The organism is Streptomyces sp. KL109B (genome assembly GCF_030766935.1).
Taxonomy (GTDB): domain Bacteria; phylum Actinomycetota; class Actinomycetes; order Streptomycetales; family Streptomycetaceae; genus Streptomyces.
This window is the reverse complement of the sequence record NZ_JASERL010000012.1, coordinates 190,379-212,904: the sequence shown is the minus strand read 5'-3', so window position 1 is coordinate 212,904 and position 22,526 is coordinate 190,379. Positions and strand designations below refer to the sequence as shown.

Here is a 22,526-nt window from a genome sequence, read left to right as displayed (position 1 = left end):
GTGCTAGCGAGCCTCCTGGTCGTTGTCCGCGCCGCGTGCCGCCCAGGCGGGCTTGCGCTCCGTGCGCCGCTGGCCGGAGCCGTTCTGCCGGGCGGCCCGTTCGCCGCGGCCGCGCAGCGCGATGTGCAGCCCGTCCCACAGGGTTCCGTCGGTACGGTCCCGGGGGTCGGGGTCGATCAGCACGACGCCGAGCACGGGGATGCGCTGCTCGGCGAGTTGGCGTGCCACGGTGTGCAGCCAGGCGGCACTGCCGTGCCCGGCGCGTACGACGAGCACGGTCTGGGTGCCGAGGTACTGGAGGTCGGTCCACGCCGTCCCGGGTGCCACCGAGCCGACACCGACGCGGCGGTCCTGCGGCGAAAGCGCGGGGGCGTGCTCGCCCGCGACGATCCGCGGGTCCCCCGGCTGCGGGCGGAGGTTGGCGAGCTCGGCGCCCGGCAGTCCGTCGACGACGAGCACGGGGCCCTCCGCCGCGAGGGCCCTCGCGAGGTCGAGGGCGATGGCGCTCGTACTGTGCGCGCAGCCCAGTTCGAGCAGCGACAGCGGCTCCGGGGAGCCGTGCACGATGCGGGACAGCGTCGTAGTGAGCCGCTCGCGGGTGAGCCTGACGCGGCCGCGCCGCAGCGGCCCGCCGCGGCGGGGCAGCTCCGCGACGACGGAGGCGCCCAGGTTCGCGGCGATGTCCCGGCGCAGCACGGGCCGGTCCCCCACCAGGGCGCCGACGGCGGAGATCGCGAGCCCGAGGACGAGGCCGAGGACGAATCCGATCGCCCCGTTGGTCGCGGCGGTCATGGGCAGCGAGTGCCGCACCGCGCGCGGGGCGTCGACGATCTGCGTACCCGCGATGACCTTGGGTGTGCCGGTGCGGGCCTCGGCGGCGCGCTGGTCGAAGTCGGCGATCCGCGAGTTGAGTTCGGCGCGCCGGGAGAAGAGTGTCTCGATGCCGGCGGAGTCCTCGGGGGTGCTCTCCGGGGAACGGTCGCCGATCTCCTTGTTGACGCGGGCGAGTTCGGCCCGCATCCGGTCGCGCTGGTCGAGCAGGGCCTGCGCCTCCGCGTTCGCGGTCTCGCGCATCCGCTTGACGTGGTCGGCGATGAACGCGTCGGCGAGCGCCTTGGCCCGGTCGACGGCGAGCGCGTCGCTTTCGCCCGCCACGTCGATCTGCAGCACGTTGTTGGTCAGTCCGGTGCCCCGGTACTCCTTCATGAAGTCCTCGGGGCTCTCCTGGGACTTGAGGGTCTTCAGGGCCTCCCGGGCGATGCGGGTGGTGGCCAGCACCTCGGTGTCGGTACGGATCAGGGTGCCCGTGTCGTTCGGCTGGTCCTCCGGGTGGGAGACGAGCACCTTGGTGACCGCGCTCGGCGGGGGCGGCAGCAGGACCGCCACGGCCACTCCGGCGAGCAGTCCGAGCAGCGCCATGGCGAGCCAGAGGCGGCGGCGCCTGCGCACCGCCACCACCAGCGCGTGCAGGTCGAAGAGCGGAGTGGCCGCCGAGGACTCCGGTGTGCTGTTCGTCGTCACGCCGAACCTCCCGTCGCGTGCCCGCGCACCGCGAGCGCCGGGGCGGCGTGGTCCGGCGGTCCTTCGGCGGATCGCGCGGGGCCCGTCAGGACGGGTCCTGCGACGACGATGCCGACGATCTCGTGGCGGCCGTCGGCGCAGGCCCCGGCGATGCCCGCGAGTTCCTCCGCGGTCCAGCTGCCCGCGCTGAGCACGACGACGGCCCCGGACTCGCTGCCGCGGTCCGGGACGATGGGCCGGTCGACGGGGACCACCACGGTCCGCAGCATGGGGTACCCCCGGCCGGAGGAGGTCGCGGAGGGTTCGCTGCCGGCCTCGGCGACGAGCTGCCCCGCGGCCCGCAGGGCGAGTTCGTCGCCGTCCGGTACGACGACCAACAGCCGCCTGGGGGCGGGCAGTTGGTTGCGCAACTTGGCGCACACGCGGCGGAAGCGGGTGCGTCGGACGGCCTCGTCGCCGGACTTCTGCGGCGCCGGTACGTCCCACCGGATGTCGAGGCCGAGCAGCCGCCGGAGCCCGGCCTTCGCGCCGCCGCCCTGTGCCCGGTGCGCGCGCAGGTCGCCGGGTACGTCGACGGTGCCGAGGAGTTTCGAGCCGAGCGCCGCCGCGATCTCCGCCTCGCCGCGCAGCCGACGGTTCATGCGGGCGGCGGTGAGGTGGGCGATGACGGTGACGATGAAGAACAACAGGGCTCCGGCGACGACGAGTTGCAGCCGCGTCGGTGGCGCCTGCCCGGTGGGTTTGGCCGCGGTGTCCATGAGGACCATGCCTGCCTTGTCGCTCGCCGGGTCGGTCTCCTCCAGCTTCTTCATGGCCTCCTCCAGCGAGGTGCGCAGCTTCTCCAGCGCGGTGCGGGCCTGCACGCTCTCCACGGTCCGTCCCGGGTCGGCCGCGCCCGCGAGTTCGGTGATGCGGCGGTTGGTGTCCTGCACCTTCTTGCGCAGCGCCTCGGGGCCCGCGGCGGCCGCGGGGTCGGTGGCGCCGCCCGCGATCCGGGCGGAGAAGGAGACGAGCTCCTTCGCCACCCGGTTGGTGAGCTGCTGCGCGCGCTTCGGGTTCTCGGCGGCTCCGGAGATCGTGATGACGTTCCCGTCGGCGGCCTTGGCGCTCACCCGCTTCCGCAGTTCGCTGCCGTCGACGCCGTTCCAGCCGAGCTTGGCGGCGGCGCGGTCCGTCACGGACGAACTGGTCGCGATGTCCACCTGGGTGAGCATTTCGCGCTCCTCCCACTGCCCCGGCAGCAGCACCGACGCCGATGCCGTGTACCGGGGCGGGAACACCATGGACATGCCGTAGCCGACGAGGGCGCCGACGACGGTGAGGGTGGCGAGCAGCCGCCACCTCCTGCGCAGCATCCGGCCGATCGTGACCAGGCGGATCGTGTCCTCGCTCAACGACGCCGCCTCCTCCTTGCCGAGAGCGGGCCGCCGCCGGAGCGCACCGCGGTGCGGGCGCGGCAGGCGGCGGCGTAGGCGGCGAGCAGCGCGTCCTGCGAGTTCCGCCAGGAGAGCGGGCCGCCGATCCGCTCCTGCCCGAGCTTGCCCATGCGGGCGCGCCGGTCCGGGTCGTCGAGCAACTCGCCGATGAGCGCGGCGAATTCGGCCTCGTCGTCGGCACGCGCGTAGAGGGCGGCGTCTCCGGCGGAGACCCGGGCCTCCCGGAGGTCGAACGAGACGATGGGGCGGCCCATCGCCATGTATTCGAGGACCTTGTTCATGGTCGACACGTCGTTGAGCGGGTTGCACGGGTCAGGGGACAGGCAGACGTCGGCGGTGGACAGGTAGCGCACCAGGTCGGCGTCCGGGATGCGCCCGGTGAACTGCACCTGGTCGCCGAGGTCGAGCTCGCGGGACAGCTCCACCATGGCGTCGAAGGCGTCGCCCGAGCCGACGAACACGGCGTGCCAGTCGGTCCGTCCGAGCTCGTCGCGCAGCTTGGCGAGCGCCCGCAGCGCGTAGTCGACGCCGTCCTGGGGCCCCATGACGCCGAGGTAGCACAGCAGATGGGGCTTGCCGCGCTTCAACTCCGGTTCGGGCGGGACCGGTTGGAACCGCTCGATCGCGGGCGCGCTGCGCACCACGAAGACGTCCTCCGGCCGTTTGCCGCCGCGGCTGACGGCGACGTCCCGGTAGCTCTCGTTGGTGGCGATCACGATGTCCGCCGCCTTGTACGTGCGCCGTTCGAGGGCGCACACGGCGCGGTACAGGAGGTCGTTGCCCCGGTCGAAGCGGGACAGGTACAGCTCGGGCACCAGGTCGTGCTGGTCGAAGACGAACTGGGCGCCGCGCCGCCTGGCCCACCGCGCGGGCAGGTACAGCAGGTCGGGCGGGTTGCAGGCGTGCACGACGTGGACGGGGCCCACCTTGCGGACGAGGCGGGCCGTGTGCCACAGCGCGGAGCCGTACTCCTTGAGGTAGCCGGCGGGTCCTCCGGTGGCCGCGGTCAACGGGTAGCGGTGGATGTGCACCCCGTCGATCACGGCTTCGGCTTCCGTGTCCCGCTTGGTTCCCTGGGGGCAGATGACGTGCACGGTCCAGCCCGCGTCGCGCAGGGTGGTGCACTCCTGCCAGACCCGCCGGTCGAAGGGGACCGACAGGTTCTCCACGAGGATCAGCGCGCGCCGCCCAGGTCCAGAGGCGTCGCGGCCGGATCCGTCCTCGTTGTTCGGTGCGTCACCGATGGCGTTACCAAGCAAGGCCCATGTATCCCGGTTCGGCCCGGCGCGCTTCGGCGTCGGGTAGGCGGATGAGGTCGACGACCGCCGGGCCGCCGCTGTGCGGCAGCGCGTCGAGCACGGCCTGGTCCTTGGTCCCGACCAGGCACACCTCGGCGTGCTGGAGGACCTCGTCGACGGAGTCCGCGAGCAGTTGCGCGAGGTGTGGAAGCCGCTGCTCGATGTACTCGCGGTTGGCGCCCATCAGCCGCGAGAGGCTCACGTTGGCGTCGTAGATCTTGAGCTCGTACCCCTTGCCGTAGAGCCGCTCGGCCAGCTCGACGAGCGGGCTCTCGCGCAGGTCGTCGGTGCCGGGCTTGAAGGACAGGCCGAACATGCCGACCTTCCGCTTGCCGGTGCGCTCGACGAGTTCGACCGCGCGCTGCAAGTGGTCGGCGTTCGAGGCGAGTACGTGCGCGAGGATCGGCACGGAGACATCGGCGCGCCGCGCGGCGTGCACGAGGCTGCGCAGGTCCTTGGGCAGGCAGGAGCCGCCGAAGGCGAAGCCGGGGCGCAGGTAGGCGGGGCTGATGTTGAGCTTGCGGTCGGCGAGGAACACGTCCATCACCTGGTGCGAGTCCACGCCCAACGCCTGGCACACGGCGCCGAGTTCGTTCGCGAAGCCGATCTTCAGGCCGTGGAACGAGTTGTCGGCGTACTTGATCGCCTCGGCCACCGGAACCGGAACGCGGAACACCTCGCCGGGCAGCCCCTCGTACAGGGATGCCACGACGTCGCCGCTGGCCGCGTCGAATTCGCCGATGACGGTCTTGGGCGGGTCGAAGAAGTCCCGCACGCTGGTGCCTTCGCGCAGGAACTCCGGGTTGACGGCGACGCCGAAGTCCACGCCGGCGGTGCCGCCGACGCTCTTCTCCAGGATCGGCACCAGCAGGTTCAGGCAGGTGCCCGGGAGCATGGTGCTGCGGAACACGACCGTGTGCCGGCTGCCGCCCTGTTCCCCCCGCTCGGCGAGCGCGGCGCCGATCTGTTCGGCGACCCGTTCCAAGTAGGTGGTGCACAGGCTGCCGTTGGGCTCCGACGGCGTGCCGACGCACACAAGGGACACGTCGCTGCCCAGGATCGCCTCGCGGACGTCGCGGGTGGCGCGCAGCGCGCCGCTCCCGACGACCTCGGCGGTGAGTTCGCCGATCCGCTCCTCGACGACCGGTGCCTTCCCGGCGTTGACCAGGTCGACCTTGGCCTCGCTGACGTCCACGCCGATGACTTCGTGGCCCTGCCCCGCGAGGCACGCGGCCGACACACATCCGACGTAACCAAGCCCTAAGACGCTGATTCTCATGACCGTTCCTCCCCCTCGACGGGCCCTTGTGGCCCGCCGTCCGTACGCCGCCGAAGCGGCGCCCCCCTTGCTCGACAGGGCTCAGTAGGCCCCTTGTCCGTGCAGCACGGCCCGTAGCGTCTTCCACAAGATCACCGTGTCCAGGGCGAGCGACCAGTCCTCGACGTACCGCAGGTCGAGGCGGACGGCCTCCTCCCACGGCAGGTCGCTGCGCCCGCTGATCTGCCAGAGCCCGGTGAGCCCCGGCTTGACGAGCAGCCGCCGCCGGATGTCGGGTCCGTACGCGGCGGACTCCTCCGGCAGTGGCGGGCGCGGGCCGACGAGCGACATGGACCCGGTGAGTACGTTGAACAGTTGCGGGAGTTCGTCGAGCGAGTAGCGGCGCAGTACCTGCCCCACCCGGGTCACCCGCGGGTCGCGGCGGAGCTTGAACAGCAGCCCCGCGCCCTCGTTCCGGTCGGCGAGTCCTGCGCGTTTGTTGTGGGCGCCGGTGACCATGGTGCGGAACTTGAGGATGGTGAACTCGCGCCCGTCCTTGCCGACGCGGCGCTGCCGGTAGAACACCCCGCCCCTGCTGTCCAGGAGTACGAAGAGCCCGACGAGCACCATCAGCGGCGCGAACAGCAGGATCAGGAACGCCGAACCGAGCCGGTCGACGACTTCCTTGATCGCCCGCCGTCCCCCGGTGAAGGCCGGCATGCTGACCCGCAGGAGCGGTATCCCGAGCACCGCGTCGACGTGCAGCCGCGGTCCCGCGACCTCCATGAGGACGGGCGCCACGACCATTTCCGCGTCGCTGCCCTCCAGGTTCCAGGCGAGGCGCTGCAGCCGGTCCGGCGACCAGTGCGGGTCCGGGGTGACGGCGACGACCCGGTATCCGTCGCGGCGCACGTGGTTGGCCACGTCCGTCAGCCGTCCGACGACCGGGACCCCCTCGAAGTGGTCACCGTCGAGGCCGTGGCTCTCCGACATGCAGATGGCCTCGACCCGCCAGCCGATGTGCGGGAACTTGCGGGTCCTGGTGATCAAATCGCTGACGGTGGCCGGGCTTCCGGCCGCGAGGACGGGGCGCAGGCACCGGCCCTCCTTGCGCTGTCTGTGCAGCCACAGGCGCAGCAGATAGCGGGCGGTCATGGTGACCAGCGCGATCGCGGGGATCGCGACGAATATCCACAGCTTGATGTTCCGCGAGGTCAGGGCGATTCCGCCGAGCGCGAGCACGACGGTCGCCGTGAACAGCGAACGCCCGAGCCTGCGGAATTCCTCGGCGCCCTGGCCGAGCACGGCGGGCGCCCAGGAGCGGCTGACCGCCAGTGCCCCCAGGACCAGTAACTCGGTCCCGAAGGCGAGTATCTTCCACTTCTCGTGCCAGTTGGCCGCGTCCCTGACTCCGAAGAAGCCGCCGAAGGCGGCCACGACGAAGGCCGTTGCCACGGTGTCGCTCACGATCACGATGCGGCGGTAGCGCTGTTCCCAGTCGCTCGCGGGCCGACGTAACTCCCCGTCCCCCGGGCGTCCGCGCTCCGGTGGGAACGGGCTGATCAAGTCCCCTTGCTGTACCGCCCCGTCCTGGTCGCCAGCGGGTTCGACGTGCTCGCCCAACACGGTTACTCCCCCCTGGGAGGCGCCCCCGCCTCCCGCGCTGTTCCCCTCCTCGGGAGACCCCCCGGCCCCCGCGCCGCACTGCTCCTCCCCCTCGGGAGGCCCCCGCCTCCCGCGCATGACTTTCGGCATTTCCAGCGCTGTGTGGGCAATCCGCTCAGTCTTTGGCGGACTTGCCCGGTCCGCCCCGCGTTCGGAGCGTGAGGTGCGCGAGTCCCTGGAGTCCTCGGGCGCTCCCCGCGCCCGGGCCCGTCTCGGGCACCAAGAATTGATCACCCCCCGTTGTGACTCCGGCAGGCGCGGCGGTCAACCGCCCCTGACTGCCGGAGCAATAGATCATTATTTGTCGCCTCGTGTCCGAGCGTGCCCGGCATGTGAAGCGAAGCACGGTCAATCTAGACCATTGAGACCTCCCATAGAGAGGGATGTGTGGAATTTGTGGTCACCACCTGAAGCCACCTACACGTATCAGTCACCCCCCAACCACCCCTCGGAGCCCGCGATACCCCTCACGACCTGCGGAATCACGAGTTCACCCGGCCACCGGACGCGCCGCCTCCCCGGCTGATTTCGCACGGATTCACACGCCAGGGGCGTGCGCCCGGCGGGCGTTCCGGAGCGGCGTCCCACCCCGGGCCGCGAACGGGCCATTGGGCGGAACGGCGAACCCGGCGACGGGCACGGGCAGCCGCGCCGACAGTCGCCAGCCGAAACCGAAGAGCCCGTTGCCCGTCCCCGAGTCGTACGACAGCGTCAGCTTCGGCCCGTGACGCAGGCGATCACCCGCCGCACGGACCGCGGAGTGCCGCGCTACGCGGACGCCGCACCGGGGAGCGACGCCTTCCCCATCAACGACGACTTCCTCTTCAACGGGGAGGAGCTGGTTCCGGAACTCGGCCACGAAGGGCCGGACGAGCGGGCGCCGTGGCCACGGCGCGCGGATCGCGTCCTGATGTTCCACCACTTCAAGGACGAGCCGGGGGTGGGCGAGAGCTGTCTGGTCCGCCTGGACCGCACCCCGGCGGGCTTCAACGAACGTACGCGGCACGGGGATTGGGCCCCGTACGCCACATTCGGCTCGACGAGGTGGGGGTGTTCGTCAAGGCGACGGACCGACTGACGGACCCGCGGGTGGCGCGGTTGCGCAAGGCGACGTTCGACGGGAAGCCGCTGAGTGACCTGAAGGGCTGGCTGCGCCGCACCGACATCGTCCAGGCGCTCATCGACGACATCTGGCTGCTCTGCCACTGCACCGTCACGTTCGACAGGACGTGAGCGGTTCCCCAGGAAGTCGTCCTACGGTTCCTCGGGCCCGTCCTCGTCCAGTTCGAACCAGACCGTCTTGCCCTCCGGGTCGGGGCGCAGGTTCCAGCGGTGGGCGAGGAGGTCGAGGAGGACGAGGCCGCGGCCGGAGGAGGAGAGTTCGCCGGGGGCGCGGCGGTGCGGGACCTCGTCGCTGCGGTCGGAGACCTCGACGCGCAGCCTGCGCCGGCCTTCGGGGCCCTCGATGTCGGCGCGCAGGACGGCGGCGTGCTCGGTGTGGATGAGGACGTTGCCGAGGAGTTCGGAGACGAGCAGGAGCGCCGTGTCGACCTGCTCGGGGCGGGCCCAGTCGTGCAGCAGCCCCTGGAATTCGATGCGGGCGTCGGCGATGCCCTGGGCCTGGTCCTGTTCGAGGGTGAAGCGGAGGTTGCGGCCGGGCCCGTCGGCGTGGTCGGCGGAGGGGTCGCGGCGCAGCAGCAGCAGCGCGATGTCGTCCTCCGTGAACGAGGTGACGGGCCGGTCGCCGGGCTGCGCCGCCTGCGGGGCGACGACGGCGTCCATGAGGCGGTCGGCCAGTCCTTCGAGGTCGTCGGGGCCGCCGGGGGTGAGCGCGGTGCGCACCCGGAGCCAGCCGGAGTACATGTCGTGCCCGCCGGACTCGATCAGCCCGTCCGTGCACAGCATCAGGATCTCGTTGTCCCGCAGCGCGACCTCGCTGACCGGGTAGTCGTCCTCGCCGAGGTCGAGCCCGAGCGGCAGCCCGCCGCGTACGTGCTTGAGCAGGCAGGTGCCGTCCGGCAGCCGCAGCACCGGGTGCGGGTGCCCGGCGCGGGCGATGCGCAGGACGCCGGTCGCGGGATCTGCCTCCAGGTAGACGCAGGTGGCGAAGCGGCCCTCGTCGAGCGAGGCCAGGAAGTGCGAGGCCCGGACGAGGACGGCGTCGGGTCCGTGGCCCTCGGCTGCGTAGGCGTGGATGGCGGTGCGCAGTTGGGACATCAGGCCGGCGGCCTGGACGTCGTGTCCTTGTACGTCGCCGATCACCAGGCCGAGGCGGCCGCCCGGCAGGGCGATGCTGTCGAACCAGTCGCCGCCGACCATGAGCCCGCCGCCGGTGGGGACGTACCGGGCGGTGACGGTGAGCCCTTCGGGGCCGGGGCCGATGCGGCCCATGCTGCTGCGCAGGCTCTGGGAGAGGGCGAGGTCGGCCTGCCCGTCGTAGGTCTGCTCGATGCTCTGGCCGAGCAGCCGGGCGAGCGTCACGAGGAAGGTGCCGATGCCGCCTGTCATCTCCACCGGGGCGTCGAAGACGACCATCCATACGCCGGTGAGCTGGCCGTACGTGTGCAGCGGCAGGAACGCCCAGGCCGCGTGGCTCTCCCGGTCGGCGTACCCGGCGGCGGCCGGGAACCGGTCGCGGTACTCCCCCGGCGAGGTCAGCACCACGGGCCGCCCGGTCCTCGCCACCTGCGCGGCCGGGTGCTCGGTGCGCAGCGGCAGCCGGAACGCCTCGGCCTCGCCGTCGCCGTCGCCCTCGCGCAGCCCGAACCCGCCGACGCAGTACAGCACTTCGCGGTCGGCCCGGAACACGGCCTGCGCGCACAGCGGGAAGTCGTCGGCGGTGAGCTGGGAGATGAGGGTGAGCGCCTCCCCCAGCGAGGCGACCCGGGCCAGCGCGTGCCCGGTCACGAGCAGATCGGTTTCGCGGTGCCGCGTCCGCGGCGGCTCCCCCTCGGCGCGGGCCCCTCCGGAGGCGGGCCCGGCGAGCCGGTTGAGCCCGTCGACCTGCCGGACCTCCGCCTCGTACCCGCCACCCGGTCCGCCCTCGCCCGGTCCGGGTCCGGGTCCGGGTCCGGGTCCGGGTCCACCGTGCTCCTCGGCGTCCTCGTCGAGCTCCTCGGGGTGTCCGTGCTCGCGCCCGCCAGCCACCTGCGGCACTCCCCTCTGCTCGTCGCTCTCCGGCCTCTCCCATGGTCCGTCGATCGGCGGCGCCGCGCCTGCTCACGGCCCCCGGATGCCGCCCCCTGGAGGACGCCCGACCGGGGCGGGGTCGTGGCTCAGGCCAGCCAGGCGAGGGCCGCCGCCGTGAGCGCGCGGACGCCCGTGTCGAGGGTGGGCTCGACGGCCGGGGCGAAGTGCGGGCTGTGGTTGACCGGGACGTCGGAGGTGAGGCGGCCCGCCGCTGCCGCCTTCTCGTACGTCGCCGGGTCCGTGCCGCCGATTCCCCAGTAGGTGAAGGGGACGCCGAACGCCTCGGGGATGCGGCTCATGTCCTCGCTGGCCGGCTGGGCCTCGATGGTGTGGGCCTGCTCGCCGAAGTGCTCGGTGAAGGCGGCGGCGACGGTGCGGGTCGGAGCCTCGTCGTTGACGGTGGGCGGGAAGGCGGAGAGGGGCTCGAACTCGGGGTCGCGGGTGGCGCCGGACGCCGTCGCCTCGGCGCGCACGATGCGTTCGACGGCCTCGTGGACGGCGGTCCGTGTCTCCTCGTCGTACGTACGGACGTTGAGTTGCAGCTCGGCGCGGTCGGGGATGATGTTCGGTCCCGTACCGGCCGTGATGGCGCCGACGGTGAGCACGGCGGGGGTCGCGGCGGCGAGTTCGCGGGAGACCACCGTCTGGAGCCGGACGACCGTCATCGCGGCCATCACCACGGGGTCGACGGCGTTCTGCGGCATGGAGCCGTGGGCGCCGCGCCCGTACAGGGTGACCTTCGTGCTGTCGGCGGCGGCGAGGAAGGAGCCGGGCCTGATGCCGACGTAGCCCGCCGGGTACGGCAGGACGTGCTGGGCGAGGACGACGTCCGGCCGGGGCGAGCGGTCGACGAGGCCGTCGGCGACCATCGCGTCGGCGCCCGCGCCGTTCTCCTCGGAGGGCTGGAGGAGCACCACGAGCGTGCCCCGCCAGGCTTCCCGGGCCCCCGCCATGAGGCGGGCGAAGGCGAGCATCGTGGAGACGTGCACGTCGTGGCCGCAGGCGTGCATGACGGGGACCGTCTTGCCGTCGGCGGCCTCGGCGGTGGCGGTCGACGCGTAGGGCAGGCCCGTCGCCTCGGCCACCGGCAGCCCGTCCATGTCGGCGCGCAGCATCACCGTGGGGCCGTCGCCGCCATCGCCGCGCAGCACGCCGATGAGGCCGGTGCCGCCGATGCCCTCGGTCACCTCGAAGCCGTCGGACCGCAGGGACTCGGCGGCCTTGGCGGCGGTGCGGTGCTCCTGGAAGCCCAGTTCGGGGTGGGTGTGGAGGTCCTTGTAGAGGTCCTCCAGCCAGGGGCGGAGTGCGTCGAGTCCCTTGAGGACGGTGTCGGTCGCGCGGGTCACGGGGGCTCCCTTCCGGCCTGCGCCCCCGGCCACACAGGGGGCGCCTCCCTCAGTAGAACCCGCGCGCCGCCCTACCGCCCGCTCACTCCTTGTAGTCGGGCGCGACCCGCTCCACGAGCCGCAGCAGCGCGCCCCAGGCCAGGTCGTACGCGATGTCGTCCTCGATGTCCGACGAGGCCTCGCCGGTGAGCTGCTGGGCCGTGTACTCGCAGACCTGCTCGGCGGGGATGATCAGCCCGCCGCCCGCCTGGGCGGTGACCTGGATCTCGCAGGCCTTCTCCAGGTAGTACATGCGCAGGAACGCCTGCTTGGCGCTCTCCCCGACGGTCAGCAGTCCGTGGTTGCGCAGGATCAGCGCGGGGTGCGTGCCGAGGTCGGCGACGAGGCGCTCCTGCTCGTCGAGGTTGAGGGCGACGCCTTCGTAGTCGTGGTAGCCGACGCGGTTGTGGAACTCCATCGACATCTGGTTGACGGGGAGCAGCCCGCCCTGCTGCGCGGCGACGGCGCAGCCCGCCTTGGTGTGGGTGTGCAGCACGCAGTGGGCGTCGGGGCGGGCCTTGTGGATCGCGGAGTGGATCACGAATCCGGCCGGGTTGACGGGGTGCGGGCTGGGCTCGACCGCGTTGCCCTCAAGGTCGATCTTCACCAGGTTCGAAGCGGTGATCTCCTCGAAGAGCAGGCCGTAGGGGTTGATGAGGAAGTGGTTGTCCGGCCCCGGAAGGCGCTGCGAGATGTGCGTGAAGATCAGGTCGGTCATGCGGAAGTGCGCGACCAGGCGGTAGACGGCGGCCAGTTCGCGGCGCAGCCGCCACTCCTCCTGGGCGGCGGCGCTGTCGTCGGCCGTGACGGGGGTGGCGAGGGTGTCGGTCACGCGAGGGCTCCTTGCGTACGGGAGGTGTGGCGGGTTGTCGGGTCGACGACGGGGGTGTGGGGGCGGCCCGTGGTCCACCAGGCGAGGACGTTGCGCGCGGGTTCGGTGACGTAGGCGCGCAGCGAGGCGTCGGAGAGGAAGGCGCTGTGCGGGGAGAGCAGCAGGCGGGGGTGGGTGCGCAGGCGGTCGTCGGGGGTGGGCGGTTCGACGGGGAAGACGTCGAGGGCGGCGCCCGCGAGCAGGCCGCTGTCGAGGGCGGCGAGCAGCGCCTCGGCGTCGACGAGGTCGCCTCGGGAGACGTTCACGAGGAGGCTGCCGGGGCGCATGCGGGCGAGGAGGCCGGCGTCGACCATGCCCTTGGTGTCCGGGGTGGAGGGGACGTGCAGGGAGAGGATGTCGGCGCGGGCCACGAGCGTGTCCAGGTCGTCGGCGCGTTCGACGCCCGCGGGCCAGTCGGTGGCGCGCGGGTCGTACGCGGCGACGCGGCCGAAGAGGGGTGCGGCGAGGCGGGCGAGGGTGCGGGCGATGCGGCCCATGCCGACGAGGCCGAGCGTCAACTCGCTTGCCCTGCGCGGTACTTCGCCGAGTTCGGTGTTCCAGCCGCCCGAGCGGACGACGGCGTCGGCCTGCGGGAGGCGGCGGGCGAGGGCGAGCGACTGGGCGAGGGCGTGCACGGCGACGTCCTCGGTCGCGGCGCCCGGCAGGTTCGCGACCCAGAGGCCGCGGCGCTCCGCCTCCGCGGTGTCGATCATGTCGTAGCCGGCGGACATGGTGGCGATCATCCGCACCTTGGGCAGGCGGTCGAGGAGGTCCGCGTCCACGCGCGCGTACCCGACGACGAGCGCGTCCGCGTCGTGCGCGGCGGCGGTGATCGCCTCCGGGTCCCGGCTGCCGACGACGCGTACGTCCCAGCCGGCGTCGGTGAGGAGCTGGACACCGGGCACGGGGTCGAGCTCCTCGGTGTCGGTGATCACGGCGACGGGGCGCGGCACACCATCCTCCAGAGAGAAGTCAGGAATGATTCGGTTGGCTTACGGGGATTGAACTTACGTTTCGACTGCATACCTTGTCCAGGCCGGATGAGACGGTCGCCCGTGCCGTGAACAAGAATGAGCGGGCACCCGGCCGACCAGCGGCCAGGACGAACCGAACCGTTGAGGGGAACAGCACGTGGATCTCGACGAGACCGACCAGCACCTCGTGCGCGAGCTGCAGACCGACGGCCGTCTCACGTACGAGACCCTGGCCCAGCGCGTGGGCCTGTCGCGGCCCGCGGCGCGGATGCGGGTGCAGCGGCTCCAGGAGTCGGGCGCCGTGCGGGTCGTGGCGATCGTGCACCCCGCCGTGCGCGAGCTCTCGGCCTCCGCGCACCTGGCGATCGACACGGAAGGCGCCGCGGGTCCGGTGGCGCGCGCGATCGCCGAGCTGCCCGAGGCCCCGTTCGTGACGCTGACCAGCGGGCGGCGCGCCATCATGACGGAGCTGCGCACGGCGGGCTTCGGCGCGCTCGACGAGGCCATCGAACGGATCCGCGCGCTGCCGGGCGTCCGCGCGGTGGACACGCTCGTCGCGGCGCGGCACGTGAAGGACCCGTACCTGCTGACGCGGGAGCCGACGGTGAGCGCGCTGGACGCGATGGACGAGCGGATCCTCGCCGAGCTGGAGGACGACGGCCGCCTCGCCTTCGCGGAACTCGCCGCGCGCGTCGGCCTGTCGGCGGGCGCGACCCGTGCGCGCACCCTGCGCCTCCTTGAGGGCGGGGTCGCGAAGGTGGTCGCACTGGTCAGGCCCGAGGTGCTCGGCATGGGGTATCTGTGCGGGTTCAGCCTGCGGGTCGACGGCGCGGCGGCGGACGTCGCGGAGCGGATCGCCGGCTTCGAGCGCGTGACGTTCCTGTCGACGTGCCTGGGGCGTGCGGAGCTGGTCGGCACGGTCACGGCGGAGTCGTTCGCCGCGGTGCGCGCCACGATCGAGGAGATGCGGGAGCTGCCCGCCGTGCGCGAGGTGGAGAGCTGGCTGCACCTCGAACTGGTCAAGGAGCGGTACGACGTGGGGCCGCGCACGGAGTGAGCGCGCGGGCGACACCGGGGCGCACAGTCGATACGTAAGCGAAGAGTCGAAACAGCTTTACAAACATTCTTCCCTTGACCCTCTGGTCAACCAGTCGTTCGCTCTTTATCGTTCTGCGAGCCGAATCGTCTGTCGGCACCCCCTGTACGCTCCCGGTCGAAAGCAGGCCTGCCATGCCCCGCTCCCCCGAGCACACGCTCCTCGTCACCGGTGCCGCCGTCGCCGCCGCCGGTACCACCGTCAGGGCCGAGGCCCTCGCCGTGCGCGGCGAGCGCGTCGTGCACGTCGGCACCGTCGAGGAGGCCCGCGCCGCGCTCGGCGGCCGGGTCGACGAGGAGCTGACGCTCGACGGCGGCCTCGTGCACCCCGGATTCGTCGACGCACACTGCCACCCGGTGATGTACGGGCAGGCGCTCGCCTGGGTCGATCTGCGGCCCGAGCGGGTGCCGGACATCGACACGATGGTGGAGGTGCTGCGGGAGGCGGCCCGTGACCTGCCGGGCGGCGTCCCGGTGCGCGGCTTCGGCTACGAGCACCGGCGGCTCGCGGAGGGGCGGCACCCCAGCTGCCACGACCTGGACCGGGTCGCGGACGACCGCGAGGTCTACGTCATGAACGCCTCCGGGCACGGCGGCGTCGTCAACTCCCATGCCCTGCGCACCTGTCGGATCACGGCCGGCACTCCGTCGCCGGAGGGTGGCAGCATCGGGCACTTCGAGAACGGGGAGCCCGACGGACAGTTGTGGGACGCCGCCTGCGACCTGCTCACCGGACCGGCCGGAGTGAAGATCGGCAACCACGGGCCGAACTTCCACCTCTCCGAGCCCGAAGACATCATGGCCGACCATCTGCTGCGCGCCCAGGAGGTGTTCCTCGCCGCCGGTGTCACCACGATCGGCGACGCGCAGGTGTCGCGGCGCGAGATGGAGACGTATCTGCGGGCGCGGGCGGACGGCGCGCTGCGGATGCGTGTGAGCGCGTATCTCACCTCCGCGCTGCTCGACACCGCCCTCGAACTCGGCGCCGTGCGCGGCTTCGGCGACGACCAATTCCGCGTCCAGGGCGTCAAGTTCTACGCCGACGGCACGCTCGGCGGCTGGACCGCGTACTTCCCCGAGGGGTACGCCGCCGACTGCTGCCACCACGGGCAGCTGTACCACTCGGTCGAGGAGTACGCGGAGATCGTGCGGCGCGCCCACGCCGCCGGTCTGCAGACGGCGACGCACGCGCAGTCCCCGTACGCGATCGGGATGGTGCTCGACGCGATCGAGAAGGCGCAGGCCGACCGGGCGCGCGACGACATGCGGCACCGCGTCGAGCACTCGGGGCTTCCGACGGACGAGCAGATCGAGCGGATGGGGGCGCTCGGCGTCGTACCGGTGATGCAGCCTCAGCACCATCTGCGCACCGGCGACGGGACGTTGACCGCGATCGGCGGCCTTGGACACCGGTACAACCCGGCGGGGCGGTGCCACGAGGCGGGGGTGCCGGTCGTCTTCTCCTCGGACGCGCCGGTGGCGCCGCCCGCGCCGTTGGAGGCGGTGGCCGCGGCGGCGACGCGGCGGACGGTGCTCGGCACGGTGCTGGGTGACGAGTCGTTGCGGGTGTCCGTGGCGGCGGGGCTCGACGCGCACACGGGGGCGGCGGCGCGGGCGCTGCATCGTGAGGATGCGGTGGGGGCGTTGGCGCCGGGGATGCTGGCGGATTTCGTGGTCCTGGATGCGGATCCGCTGCGCGTGCCTGTGGAGGAGTTGGGCGGCGTGCGGGTTCGTGAGACGTGGGTCGGTGGTGAGCAGGCCTGGTCCGCGTAGTTCTTTGCGGCCGTGACGCCGTGTGCGCCGCGCCGTGGTTGCGGTTCGCGCAGTTCCCCGCGCCCCTAAAAGAACCGTGGTTACGGATGCGCCGTGCCCCGCGCCCCTAAAAGACCCGACTCCCCCCTGCCGGAGGCTCCCGTCCCATGACACGTTCCACGCAGAGTCCCTTTCGGACGGCGCTTGCCGCGTTGTCCGGTACCTCCATCGAGTGGTACGACTTCTACGCCTTCGCCACCGCCGCGGCGATCGTCTTCAACGACGTGTTCTTTCCCGCCGACATGCCGACGGCGCTGAAGACGATCTCGTCGTTCGCGACGTTCGCCGTCGGCTTTCTGCTGCGGCCGCTCGGCGGCATCGTCTTCGGGCACATCGGTGACCGCGTCGGCCGCAAGAAGACGCTGGTCATCACGCTCCTGATGATGGGCATCGCGTCGTTCGCGATCGGTCTGCTGCCGACGTACGACCAGGTCGGTGTCCTGTCGCCGATTCTGCTGATCACCCTGCGCCTCATCCAGGGCGTCGCCATCGGCGGCGAGTGGGGCGGCGCCGTGCTCATCGCCGTGGAGAACGCGCCCGAGGGGAAGGCCACGTTCTTCGGGTCGTTCGCCCAACTCGGTTCGTCCGTGGGCGCGTTGTTGTCCACCGGGATGTTCAGCCTCATGAACCTCTTCGGTGACGCCGCGTTCGACAGCTGGGGCTGGCGCGTGCCGTTCCTGGCCTCCGCCGTACTCGTCGTCATCGGGCTTGTCGTCCGCGCCAAGCTGGAGGACTCGCCGGTGATGGAGGAGATCCACGCCGAGCAGGGCGAGTCGAAGCGGCTGCCCGTCGCCGAGGTGCTGCAGAAGGACTGGAAGACCGTTCTGACCGGGGTGTTCGCGTTGGCCACGGCGACCGGTGGCTACTACGTGGTGACCAGTTATCTGCTCTCGTACGGCACCGAGTCCCTGCACCTGAAGGAGTCGATGCTGCTCAACGGCCTGTCCCTCGCCGCGTTCCTGGAGCTCGTCGTCACGCCGCTGCTGGCGCTGCTCGGGGACCGGGTCGGCGCGCACAGGGTCGTCGTGGCGGGGCTCGCGGGGGTGGTGCTGCTGTCGATCCCGCAGTTCATGGTGCTGGGCGGCGGGAGCGTCGCGCTGATCTACCTGATGATGCTCGCCATGCGGCTCGTGATGTCGGCGCTGTACGGGCCGATGGCCGCGATCCTCGCCGACGGGTTCGCCCCGCACGTGCGGTACACCGGCATCTCGCTGTCGTACCAGATCTGCAACATGGTGTTCGCGGGCTTCGCCCCGGTGACGGCGGTCTGGCTGTCGTCGCTCGCGGGTGGCGCGTACTGGCCGACGGCGCTCGCGCTGATGGCCGTGTCCGCGCTCGGCATCTGGTGCACGCTGCGGCTGCGGGTCCACCACCAGCGCCGTGTCGCGGCCGCTTCGGCGACCGCGACACAAGAGGCCGTGGCGATCTAGTACCGCTGGGCCTTCGCCACGCTCGCCTTGAGGTGCGGCTCGGGGGGCTTGGTGCTGATCGCGAGCGGTTGCGCCCGGCCGCCCGCCTTCAGGTCCTTGGCGCCGACGACCTTCGACTCGACGAGCTTGCCGTCGGGGTCGGTGAAGTCGACCTGCACCGCGTACGAGGCCGTCTTGTCCGTGGTGTTGGTGATGTGGACGACGACGGCGCGCACGCCCTTGGTGTCGGCGATGCGCTTGCCGGTCAGTTCGACGTCGCGCACCGCGTTGCCCTGCCCGTCGGCCTTCTTGAGCTGCTTGGTGAACTCCTGGCGGTTGCGCTCGACGTCGGCCGAGACGGACGCCTCCAGTTCGCTGGCCCGCGCCGACGCGGACTTCGCGGCCTCGGACGCGGAGGCCTTCAGCTCCTCCTTCTTCGAGGCCGGCGAGGACGGGTCGACGGAGGTGCGCGTCGCGCTGGGCCGAGCGCTGGCCCCCGTGTCCTCGCCGCTCTCGCTGCCGCACGCCGTGAGCGCGAGGACACCCGCCAGTGCGCCCGCGACCGGCCCGATCGCCTTCCGGGCCCGCATCAGAACCTCAGCACCGCGGCGACGCGCCCGGCGTCCGCGAGGGTGTCGTCGGGCACGAACACCACCTCCGCGCCGGTCTCCAGGGCGGACTCGACGACCTCGTCGACGATGTCGTGCACGGCGTCGATGTCGTCGTCGGCGGCCGGTTCCAGGTGGCCGTCGCCGGCCCGCACGGTGATCCGGTAGTTCTCCTCCACGACGAGGCGGCGGATCCGCCCGTCCTGGGCCTCCTGCCACACCTCGTCGACGCCCGCCGCGTACTTCCGCTCGCCGCGCGCCTGCTCCAGCTGGTCGAGCGCCTCCGCGACCACGAGCCGCGCCGCTTCCTGCCGGGCCGGGGCCACCGCCTGCGCGACCTCCTCCGCGGTGGCCTGCGCGAGGCCGCCGACCGGCACCTCGATCGCCGTGTCGGCGACGCTGCCGACGTCCGCGAGGAGCGCAAGCGCGGCCGACTCCCCGGTGACGTAGAGCCGCCTCGGCCGTCCGGCGAGCGCCTCGGTCAGCGCGGTGTCCGCGTCCCGGAAGAACTGCCGGGTCTGCTCGTCGCGGAAGGTGCTGGGGAGGTCGCCGACGCGTTCCTTCCGCTCGGCGTCCGGGTCCTCCAGGCCGCGGGTCAGCGGGAAGCCGTGCCCGGTGTCCTCGGTGACGCGCTCGCCCCTGCCGTCCCACAGCGCGATCCGGTCGGCCGCCAGGGTCAGCACCCAGTAGGGGCGGCGCGCGGCGTCCGCGGCGACCAGGTTCCGGGTGAGGAAGGTGTCGGCGAGGACGACCCGCTCGGGGACACTCCGGTCGACGACCCACGCCTGGTGCTCGCCCGGCGCCGCGAAGACGAGAAGGCCGTCGCGCACATGGGCGAGGTCGATCTCCTGCACGGCGGCCCGCAGCTGAGCGACGACGTCCTCGCGCCGCTCCTTCGTCACCCCCGGATCCGCGGTCAGCTGCCGTTCCGCCTCGCTGACGAGGTTGCCGAGCCGGACCGGGTCCTGGCTGTTCTCCGGTGGTCTGCGGTGGGTGGGCATCGCCAGGGACACGGCCGGATAGGCGCGCGGTTCCCGCAGCTCGCGGAGGATCACCGGGGTCAACGAGGAATGCATGGCTGCTTGTCCTTCTTCCGTGACGTCGTCGAGGACGGCTCGCACCATGCTGCCCACAACTCGCATATCCGGCATCTGGGGAGAAAACTGTTGCCTGAGCGTCCCAGATCCCACATGCCACGAACGAACGAAGGGGGCGGACATGGCGGAGCAGCAGGCCTCCCCGCCGACCGCGAAGCTGACGCTTTTCACGCTGACCACCATGGTCATCGGCTCCATGGTCGGCGCCGGAGTGTTCTCGCTCCCCGCGCGGTTCGCCGAGCAGACCGGCGTGGCGGGGGCCCTCATCTCCTGGGTGATCGCCGGTGCGGGCATGCTCATGCTCGCCTTCGTCTTCCAGTCCCTCGCCGTCCGCAGGCCCGATCTGGACGCGGGCGTGTACGCGTACGCCAAGGCGGGCTTCGGCGAGTACGTGGGCTTCTTCTCCGCCTTCGGCTACTGGGCCAGCTCGTGCGTGGGCAATGTGACGTACTGGGTGCTGATCATGTCGACGATCGGCACGATCTGGTCGGGGCTCGGCGAGGGGGACACCGCGCTCGCGGTGATCCTGTCGTCGGTCGGCCTGTGGGCGTTCTTCCTGATGATCCGGCGCGGCGTGAAGGAGGCCGCAGCGATCAACAGGATCGTGACCGTGGCGAAGGTCGTGCCGATCCTCGTCTTCGTGATCCTGGCGCTCGTCTTCTTCGACCCGGGCGTCTTCGCCGACAACTGGGGCGGCGCCGACTACGCGGGCTCGCTGTTCAGCCAGGTGCGCGGCACGATGCTCGCCACCGTCTTCGTCTTCCTCGGTGTGGAGGGCGCGAGCGTCTACTCGCGGCACGCCAAGCGCCGCGAGGACGTCGGGCGGGCGACCATCCTCGGCTTCCTGTCCGTCTTCGCCATCTTCGCCTCCGTCGTGATCGTCTCGTACGGGATCATGCCGATGAGCGAGATCGCGGAGCTGCGCCAGCCGTCCATGGCGGGCGTCCTGGAGGAGGCGGTCGGCACCTGGGGGAAGGTGTTCATCAGCGTCGGCCTGATCGTGTCGGTGCTCGGCGCCTATCTGGCGTGGACGCTGATGGCGGCCGAGGTGCTGTTCGTCGCCGCGAAGGACGACGACATGCCGCGCTTCCTGCGCCGCGCGAACCCGGCCGATGTGCCGGTGCCCGCCCTGCTCATGACGACGATCCTCACCCAGGTCGTGCTCGTCGTCACCGCGTTCTCCGACGACGCCTTCAACTTCGCCCTCGACCTGACCAGCGCCCTCTCCCTCATCCCGTATCTGCTCGCGGCCGCGTTCGCCGTGAAGATCGGCATGCGGTCCGATCCGCTCACCGCGGGCAGTGGCGGCCGTACGTCGAACCGGGAACTGACCATCGCGTGGCTGGCCGTCATCTACACGGCGTTCCTGCTGTACGCGGCGGGGCTGAAGTTCGTCCTCGTCTCGCTGATCTTCTACGCACCCGCCACCATCCTCTTCGTCATGGCCCGCCGCGAGCAGGGCCGACGCATCTTCTCGCCGCGCGAACTCGTCATCCTCGCCGTCTCCGTGATCGGTGCCGTGGTCGGCATCGTCGCGCTCGCCGCCGGCTGGATCAGCCTCTGAAGCCCCTGACACCTCCGAAGCCGCTTACCGACCCCGTCCCACCCCTGCCTTTCTTGGAGGCACCCGTGACCGACCCCGACAGCACCACTCCCGCCCCGTACGGCGTCCACTCCGAGGTGGGCCGGCTGCGCAAGGTGCTCGTGTGCGCGCCGGGGCTCGCGCACCGCAGGCTGACCCCGACCAACGCGGACGACCTGCTGTTCGACGACGTGATGTGGGTGGAGAACGCGCAGCGCGACCACGCCGACTTCGTCAACAAGCTGCGCGGGCGCGGCGTCGAGGTCGTCGAGCTGCACGAGCTGCTCGCCGAGACGATGGCGATTCCGGAGGCGAAGTCCTGGCTCCTGGACCGGAAGATCGTGGCGAACCAGGTGGGGCTCGGGCTCATCGACGACACGCGCGCGTTCCTGGAGGGGCTCGACCCCCGGCAGCTCGCCGAGTTCCTGATCGGCGGGCTCGCCACCACCGACCTGCCCGACGACTACCGCTCCCCTTACGTGTCCCTGGCCCGCGAGTCCACCGGCGTACGCGAGTACCTGATGCCGCCGCTGCCCAACACCCTCTACACCCGCGACACCACGTGCTGGCTGTACGGCGGCCTCACCCTCAACCCGCTGTACTGGCCCGCGCGGCACGACGAGACGCTCCTGATGAAGGCGGTCTACGAGTTCCACCCGGACTTCGTGGGTTCGACGGTGTGGTGGGGCGATCCGGAGCGGGAGTGGGGGCAGGCGAGCTTCGAGGGCGGCGACATCATGCCCGTCGGCAAGGGCGTCGTCCTGATGGGGATGAGCGAGCGGACCTCGCGGCAGGCCATCACGCAGGTCGCGGCGTCCCTCTTCGAGCGGGGCGCCGCCGAGCACGTCGTCGTCGCCGGAATGCCGAAGCTGCGCTCCGCGATGCACCTGGACACCGTCTTCACGTTCGCCGACCACGACATCGTCACCCTCTACCCGAAGATCATGGACTCGGTGCACAGCTTCTCGCTGCGCCCCAGCGACAAGGCTCCGGGCCTGGAGATCATCGACGAGGGTTCGGCCCCGTTCACGAAGGTCGTCGCGAAGGCGCTCGGCATCGGCGACCTCCAGGTCATCGAGACGGGCGGCGACGTGTACGCGTCCGAGCGCCAGCAGTGGGACAGCGGCAACAACGCGGTCGCCCTCGAACCCGGCGTCGTCTTCACCTACGACCGCAATACGCAGACGAACACGCTGCTGCGCAAGGCGGGCGTCGAGGTCATCACCATCGTCGGCGCCGAACTCGGCCGGGGCCGCGGCGGCGGCCACTGCATGACCTGCCCCATCAGCCGGGACCCGCTCGACTACTGACGCGGCCGTAGGCCGG

Annotated in this window: 19 protein-coding genes; 7 read left to right on the top strand and 12 right to left on the bottom strand. The window is 71.7% G+C overall.

Annotated elements, in window-relative coordinates; genetic code table 11:
* Nucleotides 1–3 precede the first annotated feature (3 nt).
* The 6 genes from RBJ65_RS33070 to RBJ65_RS42195 all read right to left on the bottom strand — a co-directional run bounded on the left by RBJ65_RS33070 (nucleotide 4) and on the right by RBJ65_RS42195 (nucleotide 7,887).
* Entirely contained in the window at nucleotides 4–1,521 is a 1,518-nt protein-coding gene (locus tag RBJ65_RS33070; RefSeq protein WP_306320227.1) for a Wzz/FepE/Etk N-terminal domain-containing protein, read from the bottom strand.
* Complete coding sequence (locus RBJ65_RS33065; protein ID WP_306320228.1) at nucleotides 1,518–2,915, bottom strand: Wzz/FepE/Etk N-terminal domain-containing protein; 1,398 nt, start codon at nucleotides 2,913–2,915, stop codon at nucleotides 1,518–1,520. The genes RBJ65_RS33070 and RBJ65_RS33065 overlap by 4 nt, the downstream gene beginning before the upstream one ends.
* Nucleotides 2,912–4,201, bottom strand: a complete 1,290-nt coding sequence (locus RBJ65_RS33060) for a glycosyltransferase family 4 protein (RefSeq protein ID WP_306320359.1) — start codon at nucleotides 4,199–4,201, stop codon at nucleotides 2,912–2,914. Before RBJ65_RS33060 ends, RBJ65_RS33065 begins: the two co-directional genes overlap by 4 nt.
* Nucleotides 4,202–4,205: 4 nt before the next feature.
* Nucleotides 4,206–5,534 (bottom strand): nucleotide sugar dehydrogenase, encoded by a 1,329-nt coding sequence (locus tag RBJ65_RS33055; protein WP_306320229.1) that lies wholly within the window; start codon nucleotides 5,532–5,534, stop codon nucleotides 4,206–4,208.
* Between the two features lie 81 nt (nucleotides 5,535–5,615).
* Complete coding sequence (locus tag RBJ65_RS33050) at nucleotides 5,616–7,079, bottom strand: sugar transferase (protein WP_306320230.1); 1,464 nt, start codon at nucleotides 7,077–7,079, stop codon at nucleotides 5,616–5,618.
* A 637-nt stretch (nucleotides 7,080–7,716) separates the two neighbouring features.
* Nucleotides 7,717–7,887, bottom strand: coding sequence for a hypothetical protein (locus RBJ65_RS42195; RefSeq protein WP_372342336.1), 171 nt, complete (start codon nucleotides 7,885–7,887; stop codon nucleotides 7,717–7,719).
* 15 nt (nucleotides 7,888–7,902) lie between these two features.
* Here RBJ65_RS42195 and RBJ65_RS33045 point away from each other — a divergent pair, with 15 nt between their 5' ends.
* Entirely contained in the window at nucleotides 7,903–8,256 is a 354-nt protein-coding gene (locus RBJ65_RS33045; protein ID WP_306320231.1) for a hypothetical protein, read from the top strand.
* A complete protein-coding gene (locus tag RBJ65_RS33040) occupies nucleotides 8,223–8,411 on the top strand; it encodes a hypothetical protein (protein WP_372341311.1) in 189 nt (62 codons plus the stop codon). The genes RBJ65_RS33045 and RBJ65_RS33040 overlap by 34 nt, the downstream gene beginning before the upstream one ends.
* A 21-nt stretch (nucleotides 8,412–8,432) precedes the next feature.
* Here the strand turns inward: RBJ65_RS33040 and RBJ65_RS33035 are convergent, their stop codons facing one another.
* The 4 genes from RBJ65_RS33035 to RBJ65_RS33020 form a co-directional block, all read right to left on the bottom strand.
* On the bottom strand, nucleotides 8,433–10,325 hold the full coding sequence (locus RBJ65_RS33035; RefSeq protein ID WP_306320233.1) for a SpoIIE family protein phosphatase: 1,893 nt from the start codon (nucleotides 10,323–10,325) through the stop codon (nucleotides 8,433–8,435).
* Nucleotides 10,326–10,453: 128 nt separating this feature from the next.
* Complete coding sequence (locus tag RBJ65_RS33030; RefSeq protein WP_306320234.1) at nucleotides 10,454–11,713, bottom strand: amidohydrolase; 1,260 nt, start codon at nucleotides 11,711–11,713, stop codon at nucleotides 10,454–10,456.
* A gap of 82 nt (nucleotides 11,714–11,795) precedes the next feature.
* Nucleotides 11,796–12,584, bottom strand: a complete 789-nt coding sequence (locus tag RBJ65_RS33025) for a class II aldolase/adducin family protein (protein WP_306320235.1) — start codon at nucleotides 12,582–12,584, stop codon at nucleotides 11,796–11,798.
* Nucleotides 12,581–13,576: a C-terminal binding protein gene (locus RBJ65_RS33020; protein WP_306320236.1), complete on the bottom strand. Its 996-nt coding sequence runs from the start codon at nucleotides 13,574–13,576 to the stop codon at nucleotides 12,581–12,583. The genes RBJ65_RS33025 and RBJ65_RS33020 overlap by 4 nt, the downstream gene beginning before the upstream one ends.
* Before the next feature lie 178 nt (nucleotides 13,577–13,754).
* Here RBJ65_RS33020 and RBJ65_RS33015 point away from each other — a divergent pair, with 178 nt between their 5' ends.
* The 3 genes from RBJ65_RS33015 (at nucleotide 13,755) to RBJ65_RS33005 (ending at nucleotide 17,934) form a co-directional block, all read left to right on the top strand.
* Complete coding sequence (locus tag RBJ65_RS33015) at nucleotides 13,755–14,654, top strand: Lrp/AsnC family transcriptional regulator (RefSeq protein WP_306320237.1); 900 nt, start codon at nucleotides 13,755–13,757, stop codon at nucleotides 14,652–14,654.
* A gap of 173 nt (nucleotides 14,655–14,827) precedes the next feature.
* Complete coding sequence (locus RBJ65_RS33010; RefSeq protein WP_306320238.1) at nucleotides 14,828–16,465, top strand: amidohydrolase; 1,638 nt, start codon at nucleotides 14,828–14,830, stop codon at nucleotides 16,463–16,465.
* Nucleotides 16,466–16,611: 146 nt separating this feature from the next.
* Nucleotides 16,612–17,934, top strand: a complete 1,323-nt coding sequence (locus RBJ65_RS33005; RefSeq protein ID WP_306320239.1) for an MFS transporter — start codon at nucleotides 16,612–16,614, stop codon at nucleotides 17,932–17,934.
* Here the strand turns inward: RBJ65_RS33005 and RBJ65_RS33000 are convergent.
* Nucleotides 17,931–18,503 carry a hypothetical protein gene (locus RBJ65_RS33000; protein ID WP_306320240.1) on the bottom strand — a complete coding sequence of 191 codons (573 nt, stop codon included), beginning with the start codon at nucleotides 18,501–18,503 and terminating at the stop codon, nucleotides 17,931–17,933. The two genes, RBJ65_RS33005 and RBJ65_RS33000, sit on opposite strands and share 4 nt — an antisense overlap.
* On the bottom strand, nucleotides 18,503–19,597 hold the full coding sequence (locus RBJ65_RS32995) for a chemotaxis protein (RefSeq protein WP_306320241.1): 1,095 nt from the start codon (nucleotides 19,595–19,597) through the stop codon (nucleotides 18,503–18,505). Before RBJ65_RS32995 ends, RBJ65_RS33000 begins: the two co-directional genes overlap by 1 nt.
* 142 nt (nucleotides 19,598–19,739) lie before the next feature.
* On the opposite strand from RBJ65_RS32995, the gene RBJ65_RS32990 reads away from it, so the two are divergent.
* Nucleotides 19,740–21,182, top strand: coding sequence for a basic amino acid/polyamine antiporter (locus tag RBJ65_RS32990; RefSeq protein WP_306320242.1), 1,443 nt, complete (start codon nucleotides 19,740–19,742; stop codon nucleotides 21,180–21,182).
* A gap of 65 nt (nucleotides 21,183–21,247) precedes the next feature.
* Complete coding sequence (locus tag RBJ65_RS32985) at nucleotides 21,248–22,510, top strand: arginine deiminase (RefSeq protein ID WP_306320243.1); 1,263 nt, start codon at nucleotides 21,248–21,250, stop codon at nucleotides 22,508–22,510.
* Nucleotides 22,511–22,526 lie beyond the last annotated feature (16 nt).

What these genes read in the sequence shown, in the direction of transcription:
- RBJ65_RS33055 (WP_306320229.1), bottom strand. Translation starts at nt 5,534, where the DNA reads ATGAGAATCAGCGTCTTAGGGCTTGGTTACGTCGGATGTGTGTCGGCC.
- RBJ65_RS33010 (WP_306320238.1), top strand. Translation starts at nt 14,828, where the DNA reads ATGCCCCGCTCCCCCGAGCACACGCTCCTCGTCACCGGTGCCGCCGTC.
- RBJ65_RS33005 (WP_306320239.1), top strand. Translation starts at nt 16,612, where the DNA reads ATGACACGTTCCACGCAGAGTCCCTTTCGGACGGCGCTTGCCGCGTTG.
- RBJ65_RS33000 (WP_306320240.1), bottom strand. Translation starts at nt 18,503, where the DNA reads ATGCGGGCCCGGAAGGCGATCGGGCCGGTCGCGGGCGCACTGGCGGGT.
- RBJ65_RS32995 (WP_306320241.1), bottom strand. Translation starts at nt 19,597, where the DNA reads ATGCATTCCTCGTTGACCCCGGTGATCCTCCGCGAGCTGCGGGAACCG.
- RBJ65_RS32990 (WP_306320242.1), top strand. Translation starts at nt 19,740, where the DNA reads ATGGCGGAGCAGCAGGCCTCCCCGCCGACCGCGAAGCTGACGCTTTTC.